Source organism: Streptomyces sp. NPDC043952 (assembly GCF_056435325.1).
The window spans coordinates 24,669-43,226 of record NZ_JBWKES010000033.1; the positions used below are offsets into that span (position 1 = coordinate 24,669).

The 18,558-nt window shown below is 72.6% G+C and carries 20 protein-coding genes; 12 read left to right on the forward strand and 8 right to left on the reverse strand.

Annotated elements, in window-relative coordinates; genetic code table 11:
- Positions 1 to 25 precede the first annotated feature (25 nt).
- Together dapE and AC069R_RS27595 are read left to right on the forward strand one after the other, a co-directional pair.
- Positions 26 to 1,105 carry a succinyl-diaminopimelate desuccinylase gene (gene dapE / locus AC069R_RS27590; RefSeq protein WP_478769498.1) on the forward strand — a complete coding sequence of 360 codons (1,080 nt, stop codon included), beginning with the start codon at positions 26 to 28 and terminating at the stop codon, positions 1,103 to 1,105.
- 106 nt (positions 1,106 to 1,211) lie between these two features.
- Positions 1,212 to 1,970: an LOG family protein gene (locus tag AC069R_RS27595; RefSeq protein ID WP_397984187.1), complete on the forward strand. Its 759-nt coding sequence runs from the start codon at positions 1,212 to 1,214 to the stop codon at positions 1,968 to 1,970.
- 7 nt (positions 1,971 to 1,977) lie between these two features.
- Here the strand turns inward: AC069R_RS27595 and folP are convergent, their stop codons facing one another.
- Positions 1,978 to 2,838: a dihydropteroate synthase gene (gene folP, locus AC069R_RS27600; RefSeq protein WP_397984186.1), complete on the reverse strand. Its 861-nt coding sequence runs from the start codon at positions 2,836 to 2,838 to the stop codon at positions 1,978 to 1,980.
- A 138-nt stretch (positions 2,839 to 2,976) separates the two neighbouring features.
- Between folP and AC069R_RS27605 the strand changes: the two genes are divergently transcribed.
- A complete protein-coding gene (locus AC069R_RS27605; RefSeq protein WP_478769499.1) occupies positions 2,977 to 3,333 on the forward strand; it encodes a DivIVA domain-containing protein in 357 nt (118 codons plus the stop codon).
- Complete coding sequence (locus AC069R_RS27610; RefSeq protein WP_478769500.1) at positions 3,330 to 3,902, forward strand: DNA-3-methyladenine glycosylase I; 573 nt, start codon at positions 3,330 to 3,332, stop codon at positions 3,900 to 3,902. Before AC069R_RS27605 ends, AC069R_RS27610 begins: the two co-directional genes overlap by 4 nt.
- Before the next feature lie 65 nt (positions 3,903 to 3,967).
- Here the strand turns inward: AC069R_RS27610 and chcB are convergent, their stop codons facing one another.
- Positions 3,968 to 4,771: a 2-cyclohexenylcarbonyl CoA isomerase gene (gene chcB / locus AC069R_RS27615; protein ID WP_478769501.1), complete on the reverse strand. Its 804-nt coding sequence runs from the start codon at positions 4,769 to 4,771 to the stop codon at positions 3,968 to 3,970.
- A gap of 374 nt (positions 4,772 to 5,145) precedes the next feature.
- Here chcB and AC069R_RS27620 point away from each other — a divergent pair, with 374 nt between their 5' ends.
- Positions 5,146 to 5,313: a DUF3117 domain-containing protein gene (locus tag AC069R_RS27620; RefSeq protein WP_018544333.1), complete on the forward strand. Its 168-nt coding sequence runs from the start codon at positions 5,146 to 5,148 to the stop codon at positions 5,311 to 5,313.
- Between the two features lie 144 nt (positions 5,314 to 5,457).
- Here the strand turns inward: AC069R_RS27620 and AC069R_RS27625 are convergent, their stop codons facing one another.
- Entirely contained in the window at positions 5,458 to 6,159 is a 702-nt protein-coding gene (locus tag AC069R_RS27625; protein ID WP_397987184.1) for an O-methyltransferase, read from the reverse strand.
- Between the two features lie 233 nt (positions 6,160 to 6,392).
- Here AC069R_RS27625 and sigE point away from each other — a divergent pair, with 233 nt between their 5' ends.
- The 5 genes from sigE to AC069R_RS27650 all read left to right on the forward strand — a co-directional run bounded on the left by sigE (position 6,393) and on the right by AC069R_RS27650 (position 11,501).
- Positions 6,393 to 7,106, forward strand: coding sequence for an RNA polymerase sigma factor SigE (sigE, locus tag AC069R_RS27630; RefSeq protein ID WP_478769502.1), 714 nt, complete (start codon positions 6,393 to 6,395; stop codon positions 7,104 to 7,106).
- Positions 7,103 to 8,176: a zf-HC2 domain-containing protein gene (locus AC069R_RS27635; protein WP_478769503.1), complete on the forward strand. Its 1,074-nt coding sequence runs from the start codon at positions 7,103 to 7,105 to the stop codon at positions 8,174 to 8,176. Before sigE ends, AC069R_RS27635 begins: the two co-directional genes overlap by 4 nt.
- A 179-nt stretch (positions 8,177 to 8,355) precedes the next feature.
- On the forward strand, positions 8,356 to 10,065 hold the full coding sequence (locus AC069R_RS27640) for a S1C family serine protease (RefSeq protein WP_478769533.1): 1,710 nt from the start codon (positions 8,356 to 8,358) through the stop codon (positions 10,063 to 10,065).
- 84 nt (positions 10,066 to 10,149) lie between these two features.
- The gene (locus tag AC069R_RS27645) at positions 10,150 to 10,605 is read left to right on the forward strand and encodes a sec-independent translocase (protein WP_478769504.1); all 456 of its coding nucleotides are present in this window, start codon (positions 10,150 to 10,152) and stop codon (positions 10,603 to 10,605) included.
- 233 nt (positions 10,606 to 10,838) lie between these two features.
- A complete protein-coding gene (locus AC069R_RS27650) occupies positions 10,839 to 11,501 on the forward strand; it encodes a hypothetical protein (protein ID WP_478769505.1) in 663 nt (220 codons plus the stop codon).
- A 102-nt stretch (positions 11,502 to 11,603) separates the two neighbouring features.
- Here the strand turns inward: AC069R_RS27650 and AC069R_RS27655 are convergent, their stop codons facing one another.
- The 3 genes from AC069R_RS27655 to AC069R_RS27665 are packed head-to-tail and all read right to left on the reverse strand — an operon-like array spanning position 11,604 to position 14,671.
- Positions 11,604 to 12,737, reverse strand: a complete 1,134-nt coding sequence (locus AC069R_RS27655; RefSeq protein WP_471067809.1) for an Mrp/NBP35 family ATP-binding protein — start codon at positions 12,735 to 12,737, stop codon at positions 11,604 to 11,606.
- Between the two features lie 43 nt (positions 12,738 to 12,780).
- Positions 12,781 to 13,383: a DUF1003 domain-containing protein gene (locus AC069R_RS27660; protein WP_478769506.1), complete on the reverse strand. Its 603-nt coding sequence runs from the start codon at positions 13,381 to 13,383 to the stop codon at positions 12,781 to 12,783.
- The gene (locus AC069R_RS27665; RefSeq protein WP_478769507.1) at positions 13,373 to 14,671 is read right to left on the reverse strand and encodes a magnesium transporter MgtE N-terminal domain-containing protein; all 1,299 of its coding nucleotides are present in this window, start codon (positions 14,669 to 14,671) and stop codon (positions 13,373 to 13,375) included. Before AC069R_RS27665 ends, AC069R_RS27660 begins: the two co-directional genes overlap by 11 nt.
- Before the next feature lie 263 nt (positions 14,672 to 14,934).
- Here AC069R_RS27665 and AC069R_RS27670 point away from each other — a divergent pair, with 263 nt between their 5' ends.
- Positions 14,935 to 15,678: a hypothetical protein gene (locus AC069R_RS27670; protein ID WP_478769508.1), complete on the forward strand. Its 744-nt coding sequence runs from the start codon at positions 14,935 to 14,937 to the stop codon at positions 15,676 to 15,678.
- Positions 15,679 to 15,786: 108 nt separating this feature from the next.
- On the opposite strand, the gene AC069R_RS27675 is transcribed toward AC069R_RS27670, so the two are convergent.
- Together AC069R_RS27675 and AC069R_RS27680 are read right to left on the reverse strand one after the other, a co-directional pair.
- Positions 15,787 to 16,302: a hypothetical protein gene (locus AC069R_RS27675; RefSeq protein ID WP_478769509.1), complete on the reverse strand. Its 516-nt coding sequence runs from the start codon at positions 16,300 to 16,302 to the stop codon at positions 15,787 to 15,789.
- A 22-nt stretch (positions 16,303 to 16,324) separates the two neighbouring features.
- Entirely contained in the window at positions 16,325 to 17,452 is a 1,128-nt protein-coding gene (locus AC069R_RS27680; RefSeq protein WP_478769510.1) for a magnesium and cobalt transport protein CorA, read from the reverse strand.
- 504 nt (positions 17,453 to 17,956) lie between these two features.
- Here AC069R_RS27680 and AC069R_RS27685 point away from each other — a divergent pair.
- On the forward strand, positions 17,957 to 18,541 hold the full coding sequence (locus tag AC069R_RS27685; RefSeq protein WP_397984172.1) for a suppressor of fused domain protein: 585 nt from the start codon (positions 17,957 to 17,959) through the stop codon (positions 18,539 to 18,541).
- The last annotated feature ends 17 nt before the right edge of the window (positions 18,542 to 18,558 follow it).

The window sequence follows — 18,558 nt, forward strand, 5'->3', positions numbered from 1 at the left end:
GGGGTGGCGCGCTAGGGTCGAGGCCATGGCCGACACCTCGCTTGACCTCACGCTGGACGCCGCCACGCTCACCGCGCGGCTCGTGGACTTCGCCTCCGAGAGCGGCACCGAGAAGCCGCTCGCCGACGCGATCGAGACCGCGCTGCGCGCCCTGCCGCACCTGACGGTGGACCGCTACGGCAACAACGTGATCGCCCGCACGGACCTGGGCCGCGCCGAGCGGGTCGTGCTGGCCGGGCACATCGACACCGTGCCGATCGCGGACAACGTGCCCTCGCGCCTGGACGAGGACGGCGTGCTGTGGGGCTGCGGCACCTGCGACATGAAGTCGGGCGTGGCGGTCCAGCTGCGCATCGCCGCCACCGTGCCCGCCCCCAACCGCGACCTGACCTTCGTGTTCTACGACAACGAGGAGGTCGCCGCCCACCTCAACGGCCTGCGCCATGTCGCCGAGGCCCACCCGGAGTGGCTGGCCGGCGACTTCGCGGTGCTCCTGGAGCCCTCCGACGGCGAGGTCGAGGGCGGCTGCCAGGGCACCCTGCGGATGCTGCTGCGCACCGAGGGCGAGCGGGCGCACTCGGCGCGCTCCTGGATGGGCGCCAACGCCATCCACGCGGCCGCGCCGATCCTGGCCCGCCTCGCGGCCTACGAGCCCCGCTACCCGGTGATCGACGGCCTGGAGTACCGCGAGGGCCTGAACGCCGTGCGCATCGAGGGCGGGGTCGCGGGCAACGTCATCCCCGACGCGTGCGTGGTCGCCGTCAACTTCCGCTACGCCCCCGACCGCACCGAGGAGGAGGCGATCGCGCACGTCCGCGAGGTGTTCGCGGACTGCGGGGTCGCCGAGTTCGTGGTCGACGACCACAGCGGCGGCGCGCTGCCCGGCCTCTCCCACCCGGCCGCGGCCGCCTTCATCGAGGCGGTCGGCGGCACCGCGCGCCCCAAGTACGGCTGGACGGACGTCTCCCGCTTCGCCGCGCTCGGCATCCCCGCGGTCAACTACGGCCCTGGCAACCCGCACCTGGCGCACAAGCGGGACGAGCGGGTGGAGACGGCCAAGATCCTCAAGGCCGAGGAGCGGCTGCGCGGCTGGCTCACCGCCTGAGCCCGCCGCGCGCGGCGCACGCCCGGCGGACATGCGTATGTCCCCCCTGCGTAACCCGCGTAGACCTAGGCTGAGAACGAACCACCGGCAAGCGGAGGGAGCGCACATGCCTACCGGGAACCCCGAGGGGAAGAAGCAGCCGCCGGACGAGCAGCGGCTCGGGCCGGTCCTGCGGCGGCGGGGCCAGGTGACGCCGAGCACGACCGACCAGCGGCTGCTGGACGCGGGCGGCCCCTCCGACTGGGTCCACACCGATCCCTGGCGGGTGCTGCGCATCCAGTCGGAGTTCATCGAGGGCTTCGGCACGCTGGCCGAACTCCCGCCCGCGATCAGCGTGTTCGGCTCGGCCCGCACGCCCGCGGACTCGCCGGAGTACGAGGCGGGGGTGCGGCTCGGCCGCGGTCTGGTCGAGGCCGGCTGGGCGGTGATCACCGGCGGCGGCCCCGGCGCGATGGAGGCCGCGAACAAGGGCGCGTGCGAGGCGGGCGGCGTCTCGGTCGGGCTCGGCATCGAGCTGCCCTTCGAGCAGGGGCTGAACCCCTACGTCGACATCGGGCTGAACTTCCGCTACTTCTTCGTCCGCAAGATGATGTTCGTGAAGTACGCCCAGGGGTTCGTGGTGCTGCCCGGCGGCCTCGGCACCCTGGACGAGCTGTTCGAGGCGCTGACCCTGGTGCAGACCCAGAAGGTCACCCGCTTCCCGATCGTCCTCTTCGGCAGCGCCTACTGGGGCGGCCTGGTCGACTGGCTCAAGAACACCCTGGTGGCCAGCGGCAAGGCCCTGGAGAAGGACCTCCTCCTCTTCCACGTCACCGACGACGTGGAAGAGGCGGTCGCCCTGGTCTCCAAGGAGGCCGCGCGCTAGCCGCCCGTCAGGCGAGACCGCGCCGGGCCACCGCAGGGGGGCGGTGGCCCGCGATGGACGACACCATGTCGAGGACCTGGCGGGTCTCGGCGACCTCGTGGACGCGGTACACCATCGCCCCGAGCCAGGAGGACACCGCCGTCGTCGCCAGCGTGCCGATCAGCCGCTCCTTGACCGGCCGGTCCAGCGTCTCCCCGACGAAGTCCTTGTTGGACAGCGACACCAGCACCGGCCAGCCCGCGGCGACCATCTCGTCCAGCCGCCGCGTCGCCTCCAGGCTGTGCCGGGTGTTCTTGCCGAAGTCGTGACCGGGATCGATCAGCACCGACTCGCGCGGCACCCCGAGCGCCACCGCGCGCTGTGCGAGGCCCACGGTCACCTCCAGGACGTCCGCCATGACGTCGTCGTACTCCACCCGGTGCGGGCGGGTGCGCGGCTCGGCGCCGCCCGCGTGTGTGCACACCAGGCCCACCCGGTGGCGCGCCGCGACCTCGGCGAGAGCGGGGTCCGCGCCGCCCCACGCGTCGTTCAGCAGATCGGCGCCCGCCGCGCACACCGCCTCGCCGACCTCCGCCCGCCAGGTGTCCACGCTGATCACCACGTCCGGGAACCGGCGCCGCACCTCCGCCACGAAGCCGACCGTGCGCCGCGCCTCCTCCTCGGCGGAGACCTCCTCGCCGGGGCCCGCCTTCACCCCGCCGATGTCGATGATCGCGGCGCCCTCGGCCACCGCCTGCTCGACCCGCGCCAGGGCCGGCTCGTCGCGGAACGTCGCCCCCCGGTCGTAGAAGGAGTCGGGGGTCCGGTTCACGATCGCCATGATCACCCGATCGTGCGGTCCGAATTCCCGCCTGCCCAGCCTGAGCATCCGCTGTGACCTCTTCCTCGCGCGTCCGGCACTGCGACCGCCAGTGACCCTAACTGTCGGAGGCGCATGGCACGATCGGAGCTGACAGATTCCGCGTCCGGCGACAGCGCCGGCACCCGAGCAGGGGGCCCTGAGCCGATGGTGATGTTCCTCTTCCTGGTCATCGCGCTGGCCGTCGTGGTCGCCGCGGTGACCCTCGCCGTGGTGGGCGGCGGCGAGAGCGGCCCGCTGCCCGACGCCGCGCCCGAGCGGCTCCAGGACCCGCTGCCGGACGACCGGCCGGTGGGCCGCGAGGACGTCGAGAGCCTGCGCTTCCCGCTCGCCGTGCGCGGCTACCGCATGTCCGACGTGGACGACGCCCTCGGCCGCCTCGGCGCCGAACTCGCCGAGCGCGACGCCCGGATCGCGGGCCTGGAGTCCGCGCTGGCCGGGGCGCGCGCCGCCGCCGAGCGCCCCACCCCGGACACCTCCCGGCACCCGGAGGACCAGCAGTGACCGCCGTCATCGCGGGCCCGGACGGCGCGCCGCGCTGCCCCTGGGCCCTGTCCACCGACGACTACGTGTCGTACCACGATGAGGAGTGGGGCCGCCCGGTCCACGGCGACGGCGCCCTCTTCGAGCGGCTCAGCCTGGAGGCGTTCCAGTCGGGCCTGTCCTGGATCACCATCCTGCGCCGCCGGCCGGGCTTCCGCGCCGCCTTCGCGGGCTTCTCCATCGAGAAGGTCGCCGCCTTCACCGACGACGACCGCGAGCGCCTGCTGGCCGATCCGGGCATCATCCGCAACCGCGCCAAGATCGACGCCACCCTCGCCAACGCCCGCGTCCTCGCCGGCTGGGCCCCCGGCGAGCTGGACGAGCTGATCTGGTCCCACGCCCCCGACCCGGCCGGGCGCCCGGCCCCGAAGACCCTGGCCGACGTCCCGGCGGTCACCCCGCAATCCACGGCCCTGTCCAAGGAGTTGAAGAAGCGGGGCCTGAAATTCGTCGGCCCGACGACGGCGTACGCACTGATGCAGGCGTGCGGTCTGGTGAACGACCACCTGGAGACGTGCGTGGCTCGTTAGCGCCCCGAAGGGGCGCGGGGAACTGCGCGGCAAGCCACGAGGCATCCGCGGCTGCCCACCACGCGTCACCGCCCCAAGTACTTGGGCTTCTCCTTGTTCACGAACGCCTGCACCGCGATCGCGTGGTCCTCGGACTGCCCGGCGCGCGTCTGGAGTTCGTCCTCCTTCTCCAGCGTCTCCGCCAGCGTGTGCGTCAGCCCGAACGCCACCGCCTCCTTGATCGCCGCATAGGCGACCGTCGGCCCCGACGCCAGCTTCCGCGCCACCTTCTCCGCCTCGGCCCGCAGCTCGGCCGCGGGCACCACCCGGTTGGCGATCCCCAGCTCCAGCGCGTCCTGCGCGCCGATGCTGCGCGGGAACAGCAGCAGATCCTGCGCGCGGCTCGGCCCGACCACCCGCGGCAGGGTCCAGGAGATCCCGGAGTCCCCGGTCAGGGCGACGCCTACGAACGACGTGTTGAAGGACGCGGTGTCGGCGACGATCCGGTAGTCCGCCGCGAGCGCGAACCCGAACCCGGCCCCCGCCGCGACGCCGTTCACCGCGGCGACCACCGGCTTCGCCGCCCCCGCCAGCGCCCGCACGATCGGGTTGTAGTGCTCGCCGACCGTGCTCATCGTCTGCCCGGACCCGGTCTCCCGGTCCTGCGCCAGCAGCCCGATGTGCTCCTTGAGGTCCTGGCCCACACAGAACGCCCGCTCCCCGGCGGCGGTCAGCAGGATCGCCCGTACGGCCGGGTCCCCGGCCGCTTCCCCGGCCACGTCCCGCAGCGCGACCTTGGCCGCCACGTTCAGCGCGTTCATCGCCTCGGGGCGGTTCAGCGTGATCGTCGCGAGCCCGTCGTTCACCTCGTAGAGCACGGTGTCGGCCATGGCGCATCCCCTCCGGTTCGCGGTGGTGGCGTACCGCTCGGTACGTCCCTGTCCGATCACAGCATGGCGGAGATCACCGGCCAAGGGCCCGCCGGCGGGTGTGAGCTGCGTCAAAGAAGACCGGGCCCCGGATGGCCGGAGGGCGTCCGTGCGGTGGCGCAGTATCGCAGCCACATCCCCGAATTGAGTGGTTTTGCTCGCGCGCGTTGCCCAAGCGATGCCTACCGATGTTGGTCATCGGGTCCTGAGATGCGGGATAATGGCTTGGAAGCAATGTGTTCGATGCCGGTGTCGCGTGTCCGGTTCGGTCCCGCGGGTGCCCGCCGGGTGCCATTTCGGCAGACGATGAGCTGGTTTCAGGAAGGGGAACGAGCATGGCGGCCATGAAGCCGCGGACGGGCGATGGTCCGCTCGAGGTGACCAAGGAGGGGCGGGGCATCGTCATGCGCGTTCCGCTCGAAGGCGGCGGTCGACTCGTCGTCGAGCTGACCCCTGACGAGGCCGAGGCGCTCGGCGACGCGCTCAAGAAGGTCGTCGTCTGACGCGCGCACGAGTCAGTCCTCACGGCTGCCCCGGCATCGTACGCGGTGCCGGGGCAGCCGCGTTCCCCGGCCCGGCACGCCCGCCGGGCCCCACCCGCCCGCCGGGGCCGGTGCGCCCGCCGCGCCGGGGCCGGTGCCGCGCCGTCACCGCTTGACGGCGCACAGCAGCCCGTCGCCGACCGGCAGCAGCGAGGAGACCAGCTCCTGGCTCTCGCGCACCGTGCGCAGCAGCTCGCGCAGCCGCAGCACCTCCGAGGGCTGCGGTCCCGAGCCGACGGTACGGCCGCTCGCGAACACCCCCTCGAAGACCACCAGGCCGCCGGCGCGCAGCAGCCGCAGCGACTCGGCGAGGTACTCCGGGTACTCGTGCCGGTCCCCGTCGCAGAACACGAGGTCGTAGCCCGCGTCCGCGAGCCGGGGCAGCACCTCCAGGGCGCGGCCGGGGATGAAGCGGGCGCGGTTGCTGGCGAAGCCGCAGGCGCGGAACGCCTGCCGGGCGAACTGCTGGTGCTCCGGCTCCGGATCGACCGTGGTCAGCACCCCGTCCGGGCGCATGCCGTGCAGCAGATGGATTCCGGACACCCCGCAGCCCGTGCCGATCTCCGCGACCGCCTTCGCGTCCACGGAGGCGGCGAGCAGGCGCAGCGCGGAACCCGTGCCGGGCGACACCGAGCGCAGTCCTGCGTCGAGGGCGCGGTCGCGGGCCCACAGCAGTGCTTCGTCCTCGGCGGCAAAGGCGTCGGCGAAAGCCGAGCTCGTCTGCCGGTTGCCGGTAATGACCCTCTCCTGTCGTCCCCATGGATGCCTCGGCGTGACTGTATCCGTTGGCGTCGGGAACCCGCAGATGGGACCGGGCGTTTAGAGGGAAGAGACAGGGGTGGGGACGCTTCGGGGGGCGAGAGGTGGAGCAGGGCACCGCACAAGTGCTGACGCAGCGGCACGAGCCGCGCCAGCAAGTATCAAATTCTCGTAAAAACGCTTATCCGGAGCTAACGGGCGAGGTGGCTATGGTAGGGGCTCCACTGGACACCACCAGAGCCGACAGGGGAGGTGCGGCCACGCCCGAGGACCGGGGCGGAGTGCTACGGCGCTTCCTCGGATCGGCGGGCAGGCCGAAATCCGTGACCGACACCGCTGCTGACAGCCACGCCACCGGCTCCGCCGTGCGCGACACCCAGACCGCGACCTTCACCAGTGACGCGGACGGGCAGGCGTGGACTCCGCCCACCTGGGACGAGATCGTCAGCACCCACAGCGCCCGCGTCTACCGCCTGGCCTACCGCCTCACCGGCAACCAGCACGACGCCGAGGACCTCACCCAGGAAGTCTTCGTCCGCGTCTTCCGCTCCCTGTCGACATACTCGCCGGGCACCTTCGAGGGCTGGCTGCACCGCATCACCACGAACCTGTTCCTGGACCTGGTCCGGCGCAAGCAGCGCATCCGCTTCGACGCCCTCGGCGAGGACGCGGCCGAGCGCCTGGCCAGCCGCGAACCCACCCCGCAACAGCTGTTCAACGACGCGCACTTCGACGCCGACGTCCAGCAGGCCCTGGACACCCTCGCGCCCGAGTTCCGCGCCGCCGTCGTCCTGTGCGACATCGAGGGGCTGTCGTACGAGGAGATCGCCGCGACCCTCGGCGTGAAGCTCGGCACCGTCCGCTCCCGTATCCACCGCGGCCGCTCCCAGCTCCGCAAGGCCCTCGCGCACCGCTCCCCGGAGGCCCGCGCGGCCGAGCGGCGCTCGTTCATGGCACGGGTCCCCGCACTGGGGGGAGGGGGCGCGACGGCGTGAGCGGATCACGGCAGAAACCGGCCGAGGCACACCTCGCCGAGCAGCATCTGGGAGACCGGCTCTCCGCCCTGGTGGACGGAGAGCTCGGCCATGACACGCGCGAACGCGTCCTCGCCCACCTGGCCACCTGCGCCCGCTGCAAGGCGGAGGCGGACGCCCAGCGCGCGCTGAAAAGCGTGTTCGCGACCGCGGCCCCGCCCCCGCCCTCCGCGAGCCTGCTGGCCCGCCTCCAGGGCCTGCCCGGCGGCGACGGCGAGCCCGGCGGCCTGCTCGGGCCCGGCCCCGAGCCCCGGACCCCCGGCGACCCGGACGCCTTCGGCATGCGCCGGGGCTTCTCCTTCGGCTATGTCCCGGCGCGCGGACAGGGCCCCGGCCCCGAGCGGAGCGGCTTCCACCGGGAGCCCCGTTTCGGCGGGGAGAACGGATTCGGCGCACCGGGCGGCCCCCTCGGCGAGGGCGGCTTCCGCATCCATCCCGTCGGCCGCGCGGACGACGGCCGCTCCGCCTCCCGCGGGCTGCGCTTCGCCTTCGCCGCCGCCGGAGCGGTGTCGCTGGCCGCGGTCGCCCTCGGCGGCGTGACCACCGCCATCCCCGGCTACCCGGCCGCGGACGCCCGCGGCACCGGCAGCAATGTGATCCCGGCCCGCACCACGGGCACCGGCGGCGCGGGCGCGACGACGTCCGCCGACGCCCAGCGCCGCCGTCAGGGCCCGCAGGCGGCCCAGGGCGGCGGGGCGCCGCTCGGGCGTACGACACCGCCGCCGTCCGCCGTGGCCGCGCCGCTGGTGCCGGGCGCGCCGGATACCGCGGCCGGGCAGTTCCAGGGCACCGGCGGCCGGGCGGCGGGCCCGCTGATGGCGGGCATCAACGCCGTCACCCCGCTGATACGCCCGCTGGACAAGGCCATGGACCTGCCGCTGAGCAAGTGGTCCACGGCGCCCATGGTTCCCGGCATGCTGACCGGCACCGGTCCGCAGCCGGCCCCGCGCGACCCCCTGCGTTCCGCCGCGTCCGCGGCCCCGCTGGCGTCACCGCTGGCGGCTCCGGTCACGCCCGGTCCGACGCCCTGAGCCGGGCGCGTCGGCCCGCTCTGCGCCACGGCCCGCGACCTGGTTGAATCCGGGCACGTAGTCGATGTTCCGGGGCCGCCGCCCGAGCGCGGGGCCCCGGTCAGCTTGGGGAGAGCATGAACGAGGGGAACCGCGTTCCGCCGGGGGCGGAGCCGGAGTCGGCGGCGGGGGCCGAGCCGATGCCGGACGGCGACTTCGAACTGGCCAGGCCGGAGCGTCCCACGCCGTTGCACGAACCGGATCCCTACAGCACCCCGCCCTACGGCGAACCGGGCCCCTGGGCCCCCGCCCCACCGGTCCAGCACCCGGCGGCGACACCGGCACAGGGGGCTGCCGCGGCACAGCCGGGTGCCGGACCGGCGGGCGTCGTCCCGGAACCGACGGCACCCGCGCCACCAGCCCCGGCACCGATGCCCGCACCCGCCGTGCCCGCGGCCCACCCGCCCATACCCGCGCCCGCCGCAACCGCGCCGGCCGTGCCCGCAGCCGCGCCGATACCCGCACCCGCCACCCCCGCGGCCCATGCACCGATACCCGCGCCCGCAGCCGCGCCGATACCCGCGCCCGCCGCACCCGCGCCCGTAGCCGCGCCCGCCTCCGCCCCCGGACCCGTCGTACCCCCCGCGCTCGCGCCCTCGGTGCCCCCGTCCGCGCCCCCGGCGCCCGCACCCGCGCCCCTTCCCCCGCATCAGCCCCCGGCCGACCCCTGGCGGCGCTACGACCCCTGGGCCGCGGGACCGCTCCAGCAGCCCGGTGCCGTGTCAGTGCGTGGGGGAGGGACCGGTCGGCGGCGCGGCATGGTCGGATGGACGCTCGTCGTCGCCCTGGTCGCGGCCGCGGTCGGCGGGCTCGCCGGCGGCTATGCCGAGCGCGAGGGGTTCGGCGGTGACGTACGGCTGCCGCAGGCGGGGAGCGTGCCCGCCGGGCGGGCGCCGGACAGCGTGGCCGGGATCGCCGCCCGCGCCCTGCCCAGCGTCGTCACCCTGCATGTCGCCGGCACCGACGAGGAGGACACCGGTACCGGCTTCGTACTGGACGACCGCGGGCACATCCTCACCAACAACCACGTCGTCGCGCCCGCCGCGTCCGGCGGCCACATATCCGCGACCTTCAGTGACGGAACCTCCGTCAAGGCCACCATCGTCGGCCGGGACAGCGGCTACGACCTCGCCGTGGTGCAGGTCAGCGGCGTGCACGGGCTCACCCCGCTGGCCCTCGGCAACTCCGACGACGTCCGGGTCGGCGACCCCGTCGTCGCCATCGGCGCCCCCTTCGACCTGGCCAACACCGTCACCGCGGGCATCATCAGCGCCAAGGAGCGGCCCATCACCGCGGGCGGCGAGGAGAGCGACGGCAGCGATGTGTCGTACGTGGACGCACTGCAGACCGACGCGCCGATCAATCCCGGCAACTCCGGCGGGCCGCTGCTCGACTCCCGAGCCCATGTCATCGGCATCAACTCCGCCATCCGCTCCGCCGACAACGGCTCCGAGACCGGGAGCGGCCAGGCCGGCTCCATCGGCCTGGGCTTCGCCATACCGGTCAACCAGGCCAAGCGCGTCGCCGAGGAACTGATCGACGACGGCCATGCCACCCACCCCGTCATCGGCGTCGACCTCGACATGGGCTACACCGGCGACGGCGCCCGCGTCGACAGCCGGGCCCCGAACGGCGGTCCCGCCGTCGTCCGGGGCGGTCCGGCCGAGCGGGCCGGGCTCAAGCCGGGCGATGTGATCACCGGGGTGGACGGCGAGCGGGTGCACACCGCGGCGGAGCTGATCGTCAGGATCCGCGCCCACCAGCCCGGCGACCGGCTGCGCCTGACGGTCGAACGCGGCGGGGCCCGGCGGGACGTCTCACTCGTCCTGGGCGCCGCGGAGCAGAACTGACACAAGTCTCACCTCGGGACGGTACCGGTCGGACCAGAACGCCGGGTACCGTTGAGCGACCGAGGACATCGCAAGGAGCGTCAGGTGTTCAATGACATAGGGCCAATGGAGCTACTGACGATCATCGTCATCGCGGTGCTCGTGTTCGGTCCGGACAAGCTCCCCAAGGTCATCCAGGATGTCACCCGGACGATCCGGAAGATCCGCGAGTTCTCGGAGAGCGCGAAGCAGGACATCCGCAGCGAGCTGGGGCCCGAGTTCAAGGACTTCGACTTCGAGGACCTGAACCCGAAGACGTTCCTGCGCAAGCAGCTCAGCGGCGACGATCTGGGTCTCCAGGAGATCCGCAACGGCTTCGACCTGAAGAAGGAGATGGCCGAGCTCACCGACGCGGTGAACGGCCGTGACACCGGTTCCCCGGCCGCCTCCTCCGGCTCCTCGCCGTCCACGCCGTCCACCGGCGGGAAGATCGACATGACCAAGAAGCCGGAGGAGTCCGGGAAGGACGACCGGCCGCCGTTCGACTTCGACGCCACCTGAGCCACACCCGCCCCGCCGGACGCTCCGACACGCGTACGTGACGCGCGTCATAGCGCGCGCCCGCCTCGAACGGCGTGAACAGGCCGTTCGAGGGACCCGATGATCCAGTGCCTGCCCGGCGGCTCTCAGCGGTGTGGATATGCTGCCGAGTTGTTGTGCGGACCGGACGAGTACGCCCGAAGGGGGGCGGGCCGTCGCTTCGGTCCGACGAGCGCGAGGAGGCGTCCGGGCAGATGGAGACGACGAGTCGGGTGGGCGCGACGGCGCCGGCCACGGAGGGCGGACAGGGTCTCGCCGCCGACCGCGGCACGGTCGACGGTTACCTGCGGGCGCCCTTCCCCTGGTACGGGCTCGACGAGGCGTTCACGGGGCCGCGCTGGCTGATGCAGGTCGGCATGGCCGCCGACGGGGCCGTGGAGCACGGATCGATCGGGCACGGCGACACGCCGTCCGTGCTGCATGACGGCGTTTCCGCCGAGCCCAGGGAGAAGTTCACGGCCGTGGTGACCGTCGCGGCGCATCCGTCCCGGCGGGTGGCCGACGGCTCGGGGATGCTGGAGGCGACGTCGGTGTCGTCGGCGGCGTGGCTCGCGGGCGTCGGGCTGCTGTCCTTCACCTGGCCGGGGCAGATGGATCACGCGCTGCGGGACGACTGGCTGGCGCAGCAGACCGAGGCGGCGTGGGAACTGGCCGACGATCTCGACGGGCCGGAGTGGTCCAGACTCTCGCTGCCGGTGGACGGGGTGGCCGCGTCCTTCCATTACCGGGAGTCGGAGTTCGGCTGGGTGCTCGCCGGGACCACGGAGGCGGGGGTGCATCTCGGGGCGTACGGGCGGGGGATGAGCGCGTACGGGCTGGGATTCGCGGTGGTGCAGGACATTTCCGCGTACGTATGAGGTACGTATGAGATCCGCGTACGTATGACAAAGGGGCGCCGGTGGTTTTCGGCGCCCCTTTCCCTGTGCCGTATTCCTGCGCCGTTCTCCTGTGCGCGAAGCTCAGAACTTGTTCTTCGGCGTCAGGCCCAGCGACATGCCCGACAGGCCCCGCTGGCGGCCGCCCAGTTTGCCCGCGATGGAGCGCAGGGCGGCGCCCGCCGGGGAATCGGGGTCGGTCAGCACGACCGGCTTGCCCTCGTCGCCGCCCTCGCGCAGCCGGACGTCGATGGGGATGGAGCCGAGGACCGGGACGCTCGTGCCCGTCGTACGGGTGAGGCCGTCGGCGACCAGCTGGCCGCCGCCCGTGCCGAAGACGTCGACCATCTCGCCGCAGTGCGGGCAGGGCAGCCCGGACATGTTCTCGACCACGCCGACGATCTTCTGGTGGGTCTGCACCGCGATGGAACCCGCGCGCTCGGCCACCTCGGCGGCCGCCTGCTGCGGGGTCGTGACGACCAGGATCTCGGCGTTCGGGACCAGCTGGGCCACGGAGATCGCGATGTCGCCGGTGCCGGGCGGCAGGTCGAGCAGCAGGACGTCCAGGTCGCCCCAGTACACGTCGGCCAGGAACTGCTGGAGCGCGCGGTGCAGCATCGGGCCGCGCCAGACGACCGGCGCGTTGCCCGGCGTGAACATGCCGATCGAGATGACCTTCACGCCGTTCGCCGACGGCGGCATGATCATGTTCTCGACCTGGGTGGGACGGCCCTGCGCGCCCAGCATGCGCGGCACCGAGTGGCCGTAGATGTCGGCGTCCACCACGCCCACCTTGAGGCCGTCGGCCGCCATCGCGGCGGCGAGGTTCACCGTGACCGAGGACTTGCCGACGCCGCCCTTGCCGGAGGCGACCGCGTAGACACGGGTGAGGTTGCCCGGCTTGGCGAACGGCACCTCGCGCTCGGCCTGACCGTCCCGCAGGGCCGCCGCCAGCTCCCTGCGCTGCTCGTCGCTCATCACGTCGAGCGTGACGTCCACGCGGGTGACGCCCTCGACACGCGAGACCGCCTCGGTGACCCGCTGGGTGATGGTGTCGCGCATGGGACAGCCGGAGACCGTCAGGTACACGGTGACCGCGACCGCGCCGTCCTCCCCGATCTCCACCGATTTGACCATCCCCAGCTCGGTGATGGGGCGGTTGATCTCGGGGTCGTTCACCGTCGCCAGTGCCTCGCGCACCGCGTCTTCCGTAGCCATAAGGACGATGGTACGGCGCGCCGAGGGCCCTCCGGGTAGCCCCTCAGCGGTCGTCTGCGTCACGTCCCGGCGGGCGTTCCGTCCGTTCCGCCGGGAATACGACCGGGCCGCCGTGGCCGATCCGTTCCTCCATCTCCTTGAGCATGTCCTGCAACTCGGCCCGGATCCAGTCGCGGGTGGCGACCTCGCCGAGGCCCATGCGCAGCGCGGCGATCTCCCGTGTCAGGTACTCGGTGTCCGCGATGGACCGCTCGTTCTGCTTGCGGTCCTGCTCCAGGTTGACCCGGTCGCGGTCGTCCTGCCGGTTCTGCGCGAGCAGGATCAGCGGGGCGGCGTAGGACGCCTGGAGGGACAGGGCCAGGGTCAGGAAGATGAACGGGTACTCGTCGAACCGCAGATGGCGGGGCACGCTCACGTTCCACACCACCCAGACGATGATGACGATCGTCATCCAGACGATGAAGCGTCCGGTGCCGAGGAACCGGGCGATGCGCTCCGACAGCCGGCCGAAGGCCTCCGGGTCCCACTCGGGCAGGAAGCGGCGCCGGGGCGGCCTCGGCTGGTCGAGCCGGGGCGTGCGCGGGCGGCCGGCGGCCGTGGCACCGGCGGGCGTGCGCTCGCGCACGCTGTCGCGCTCAGCGGGCATCGCCGGCCTCCTTGTCGTCCGCGGGGCTCTCCGCCAGGTGGAACTCGGTCTCGCGCCAGTCCTCGGGCAGCATGTGGTCCAGTACGTCGTCGACGGTCACCGCGCCCAGCAGCGACCCGGCCTCGTCCACCACGGGCGCGGCCACCATGTCGTAGGTGGCGAAGAACCCGGCGATCACCGGCAGCGAGGCGTCCGGGGACAGCGGCTGGAGATCGTCGTCCAGGAGCGAACTGACCAGGGTGTACGGGGGGTCGCGCAGCAGCCGCTGGAAATGGGCGGTGCCCAGGTACTTGCCGGTCGGCGTCTCGTCCGGCGGCCGGCAGACGTAGACCTGGGCGGCGAGCGCGGGGGAGAGGTCGGGGTTGCGGACGCGGGCGAGCGCGTCGGCGACGGTGGCGTCCGGGCGCAGCACGATCGGCTCGGTGGTCATCAGACCGCCGGCGGTGTGCTCCTCGTACGACATCAGGCGCCGCATGTCGGCCGCGTCGCCGGGCTGCATCAGGCTCAGCAGCCGCTCCTTGTCCTCCTCCGGCAGCTCGGAGAGCAGGTCGGCCGCGTCGTCCGGGTCCATGGCCTCCAGGACGTCGGCCGCGCGCTCCTCCTGGAGCTTGCCGAGGATCTCGATCTGGTCGTCCTCCGGCAGCTCCTCCAGGACGTCGGCGAGCCGGTCGTCGTCCAGGGCTGCGGCGACCTCGGCGCGCCGCTTGGGGGAGAGGTGGTGCAGCACATTGGCGAGATCGGCGGGGCGCAGCTGCTCGAAGGTGGCGAGCAGGTTCTCGGCGCCCTGCCCGTTCTCCTCCAGGGAGAACCCGGAGACGGCGGACCAGTCCACGGTCAGCGTCTCGCCCTTGACCCGGCGGAACGCGCTGCCCTTCCTGCCCTTGCGCACGAAGACGCGGTCGATCTCCCAGTCCCGGCGGGCGGGCAGCTGCTGCACGGACATGTCGAGGACGGTGGCCTCCTCGCCGGTCTCCACCAGGGTGACCCGCCGGTCCAGCAGTTCGCCGAAGACCAGGCGCTCGGTGGGCCGCTGCTCGAAGCGGCGGACGTTCATGACGCCGGTGCTGATGACCTGCCCGGACTCGATGCCGCTGATCCGGGTCATGGGCAGGAAGATGCGGCGCCGGGTGGACAGTTCGACGACGAGGCCGAGCACGCGCGGGGGTCTCCTGCCCACGCGCAGCATCACGACGAGGTCGCGTACGCGGCCCACCTGGTCGCCGTTGGGATCGAAGACGGGGACCCCGGCGAGGTGCGAGACGAAGATCCGGGGGGCTCCGGCTGCCATGGTTCTGCTTCCTTGTCAGGGAACGTGCGGACGATGTGTGCGACGAGGTTTACATCGGGGGACTGGGCGAAGTGGTGTACGACAGGGATTGCTTTTGTCGGTGAATTGCTCGGATTTGCCCGCACGGTTGCGCTTCAGGCTAGCCCGTACCGACCGGATACGCCCTGGTGGGGGGTCCGGACGGACTGGCTCCGCCGGGCGCCCGTGGCACCGGTACGCTGCGGTACGCCGCTGCAGGAACCGTCGGAAAGGCGAGCTCACCCGTGACTGCGATTCCCCCCGGCCGTAGCCGCCCGGTGACCGCGCTGTGCGCGCTGGCCGTGACGGGCGCGGCGGTGCTGAGCGGATGCGGCGGCGATCCGGACGCGGGCACGAACGGGGTCGGCAAGCTGTCCGCCGACCGGATCCAGGCGCGGACGCGGTCGGCGGCGCAGGCGGCTTCGGCGGTCCGGCTCTCCGGCACCGTGGTGACCAGCGGTGTCACGTACCGGCTCGACATGCGGCTCAAGGACGACGGCGGCACCGGCTCGGTGACCTCCGGCGCCGATACGTTCAAGCTGCTGCGGGTCGGCACCCAGCTGTACCTGAAGGCCGACGCGGCCTTCTGGTCGCAGGCGGACGGCAAGGGCGACGGGAGCGACGGCGGGGTGGCGGCCAAGCTCGACGGCAAGTACGTGAAGGTCCCGCAGCAGGACCCCGCGTACAAGAAGTTCAGCGGCTTCACGGACAAGGACGTCCTCCTCTCGGGTCTGCTGACACTGCACGGCTCGCTGGCGACCGACGGCCGGCACACCGAGGCGGGTACCCCGACGGTCCGGATCACCGGCGACCACGGTTCGGGCGGCACCCTCGACGTCTCCCTCAAGGGCACCCCCTACCCCCTGGCCCTCACCCGCGCGGGCAACGCGGGCACGCTCCGCTTCTCCGGCTGGGGCGAGAACTTCACCGTCACCGAGCCCGCGGACTCCGAGACGGTGGACTACGGCCGGCAACTGCCGGCGTCGTAGCGGGGCCGACACCTGACCACGGGCACCGGAACGCACACCGGCACCGCAACTCACATCGGCACCGGTACCGGGTCACCCCGGCACCGGCTCGTGCCGGCGCGCTGGGTGTCACCGGCCCTTGCGGCGTCTGGCGAGGAGCTTGGGGAGGGCGGCCGGGACCGGGCGGCGGGTGGTCGCCGGGGTCGGGACCGGTCTCCGCGCCAGGTTCCCGTCGGGCAGCGCGGCCACCGCACCCGCCGGCGTCAGCCGCAGTACCCGGCACTCGCGCGCCCAGCGCTCCGTCATCCGCTCGGCGTCGGGGGCGTTCAGCCGCTTGCCCTTCAGCTCGGCGACCGCCGCTTCCCACTCGGGCGTACCGGCCGCCGGCTCGCTCACCGCGGCCGTGAAGGAGACCAGCCGGCCCCCCTTGTCCTTGCTGCGCACGGTCACCTCGGCGGTGCCCCCGTCGGCCAGCCCGGTGAGCGGCTGCTCGCCGGGCCCGTCGCCGACCAGGCACACCGCGCCCTCGTGCCACACATGCCACACGGCACGCGCGGCGGACGCGTCCGCGCCGCGCACCCACAGCAGGCCGGACTTCTTCGCGGCCTCCTCGATGAGAGCCCTCTCGAGCAGCTCGCCAGTCATGCGTCCACCCTATCCACGCCGCTCACAGCCACCCGTTGCGCTTCAGCACCCGGTGGATGCCGACACACACGGCGACCGTGAAGGACAGCACCATGGGGTAGCCGTACTTCCAGTGCAGTTCCGGCATGTGCTCGAAGTTCATCCCGTACACACCGGTCACCATCGTCGGCACCGCGATGATCGCGGCCCACGCGGTGATCTTCCGCATGTCCTCGTTCTGCGCCACGGACGCCTGCGCCAGGTTGGCCTGGAGGATGGAGTTGAGCAGCTCGTCGAAGCCGACGACCTGCTCGTGCACGCGGGCGACGTGGTCGGCGACGTCCCGGAAGTACTTCTGGATGTCCGGGTCGATCAGCCGCATCGGCCGCTCGCTGAGCAGCTGCATGGGCCGCAGCAGCGGCGCCACCGCCCGCTTGAACTCCATGACCTCGCGCTTGAGTTGGTAGATCCGCGCGGAGTCCACACCGCGCGAGACCCCGCCCCGGCCGGGCGAGAAGACCTCGGTCTCCACCTCGTCGATGTCGTCCTGCACCGCGTCGGCCACCGCGATGTACCCGTCCACCACATGGTCCGCGATCGCGTGCAGCACCGCCGAGGGGCCCTTGGCCAGCAGCTCCGGGTCGTCCTGGAGCCGGTGCCGCAGCGCCCGCAGCGAGCCCTGGCCGCCGTGCCGCACGGTGATGAAGAAGTCCCGGCCGGTGAAGCACATCACCTCGCCGGTCTCCACCACCTCGCTGTTCGCGGTCAGCTGGTCGTGCTCGACGTAGTGGATGGTCTTGAAGACGGTGAACAGCGAGTCGTCGTACCGCTCCAGTTTCGGCCGCTGGTGTGCCTGCACCGCGTCCTCGACGGCCAGCGGGTGCAGCCCGAACTCGCCCGCGATACCGGCGAATTCGGCCTCCGTCGGCTCGTGCAGCCCGATCCAGACGAAGCCGCCGTCGCGCCGTACCAGACGCATCGCCTCCTGCGGGGTCAGCGGCTTGGCGCTCGTGAGGCGCCGCCCGTCGCGGTAGACGGCGCAGTCGACCACGGCGGAGGGGGTGGCGGGGTCGCGCGTGGTGTCGTACGGCGCGGACGGCGTGCTCGTGGCCTTGCGCAGCGAGACGCGGGGCGGACGGACCACGGCGCGCAGGTCGCGGATCATCGACATGGGCAGGCTCCTTCGCGACAGGCAACGAAAGACCGCCGAAGACGGGTGGAACTACCCGGAATGAGGACGTCCTCCGGAAATTTCCCCGGCCGGGGCGGGGGAAGGACGTTTGGCTCGTCCACAAAGCGGGGAGCACCGCACCGTCGCGGTGGCGATTTCGCTGCTGATGCAGAACTGATGCAGATCAGGCAAAGCGAGACGAAGTGCTCTTCCGAACAGTGACGCGCACGGGAAGGCGGTAGCCGGCCAGAACGGAAACCGGTCAGTGGCTACGACAGCCAGTGACTACATTCAGCGGGCGGAAGAGCGAGTGGTACTACCAGGTCGACTTCGATCCATGACAGCCCCACCTCCTCCGGCCGGTCCCTCGTAAGGGAGTTCCCAGGGTTCCGGGGCTTGACAGCACGCTTGGCGCGCCGCCCCGAACCACCGGCTCAGAGTACCAGCCGCCCTCGCTGTCAAGGTGCCGCTTTGCCCGTCGGTGACGAGTTCTATGCTCACCGCATGGTTGATGTTCTTCCTCTGGTCGAGGCACGGTTGACCACCGCGCTGGGCGCCCCGGACGCGCGCGCGGCCGTCACCTTCCTCGGCACGGACCGCATCGAGGTGCTCCGCTTCACCGAGGGGGACGTCGTCCGCTACGCGACCCTCGGCATGTCCGCGCACCCCATGAGCGATCCCACCGCGCTGGTCGCCGACCCCCTCAGGGGACCCCGCGCCGAACTGGTCCTGTCCGTGCGCGCGGGCCTCGCCGACACCGACAAGGTGCTCCGCCCGCTCGCCGTGCTCGCCGCCTCCCCGCAGGTCGAGGGGCTGATCGTGACGCCCGGCGCCGCCCTGGACGTGGGCGATCCGCTGTGGCCCGGCGCCCCCTTCACCTCGGTCCTGGTGGGCGAGGGCGGCGGTCTGGTCGAGGACCTGGAGCTGGACGAGCCGCTGGAGCCCGTACGGTTCCTGCCGCTGCTCCCGATGACCCCGAACGAGGCCGCCTTCAAGCGCGTGCAGGGCGCCCAGGCCCTCCAGGAGCGGTGGCTGGCACACGGAACGGACCTGCGGGATCCCGTCCGCAGGTCCGTACCGCTTGAGTGAGCAAGCTCACCGCGCCA

Excerpts from the sequence above, each read along its gene's own strand:
- dapE (WP_478769498.1), top strand. The coding sequence starts at position 26 with ATGGCCGACACCTCGCTTGACCTCACGCTGGACGCCGCCACGCTCACC.
- AC069R_RS27595 (WP_397984187.1), top strand. The coding sequence starts at position 1,212 with ATGCCTACCGGGAACCCCGAGGGGAAGAAGCAGCCGCCGGACGAGCAG.
- folP (WP_397984186.1), bottom strand. The coding sequence starts at position 2,838 with ATGCTCAGGCTGGGCAGGCGGGAATTCGGACCGCACGATCGGGTGATC.
- AC069R_RS27605 (WP_478769499.1), top strand. The coding sequence starts at position 2,977 with ATGGTGATGTTCCTCTTCCTGGTCATCGCGCTGGCCGTCGTGGTCGCC.
- chcB (WP_478769501.1), bottom strand. The coding sequence starts at position 4,771 with ATGGCCGACACCGTGCTCTACGAGGTGAACGACGGGCTCGCGACGATC.
- AC069R_RS27620 (WP_018544333.1), top strand. The coding sequence starts at position 5,146 with ATGGCGGCCATGAAGCCGCGGACGGGCGATGGTCCGCTCGAGGTGACC.
- AC069R_RS27640 (WP_478769533.1), top strand. The coding sequence starts at position 8,356 with ATGCCGGACGGCGACTTCGAACTGGCCAGGCCGGAGCGTCCCACGCCG.
- AC069R_RS27650 (WP_478769505.1), top strand. The coding sequence starts at position 10,839 with ATGGAGACGACGAGTCGGGTGGGCGCGACGGCGCCGGCCACGGAGGGC.
- AC069R_RS27655 (WP_471067809.1), bottom strand. The coding sequence starts at position 12,737 with ATGGCTACGGAAGACGCGGTGCGCGAGGCACTGGCGACGGTGAACGAC.
- AC069R_RS27660 (WP_478769506.1), bottom strand. The coding sequence starts at position 13,383 with ATGCCCGCTGAGCGCGACAGCGTGCGCGAGCGCACGCCCGCCGGTGCC.
- AC069R_RS27665 (WP_478769507.1), bottom strand. The coding sequence starts at position 14,671 with ATGGCAGCCGGAGCCCCCCGGATCTTCGTCTCGCACCTCGCCGGGGTC.
- AC069R_RS27675 (WP_478769509.1), bottom strand. The coding sequence starts at position 16,302 with ATGACTGGCGAGCTGCTCGAGAGGGCTCTCATCGAGGAGGCCGCGAAG.
- AC069R_RS27680 (WP_478769510.1), bottom strand. The coding sequence starts at position 17,452 with ATGTCGATGATCCGCGACCTGCGCGCCGTGGTCCGTCCGCCCCGCGTC.
- AC069R_RS27685 (WP_397984172.1), top strand. The coding sequence starts at position 17,957 with ATGGTTGATGTTCTTCCTCTGGTCGAGGCACGGTTGACCACCGCGCTG.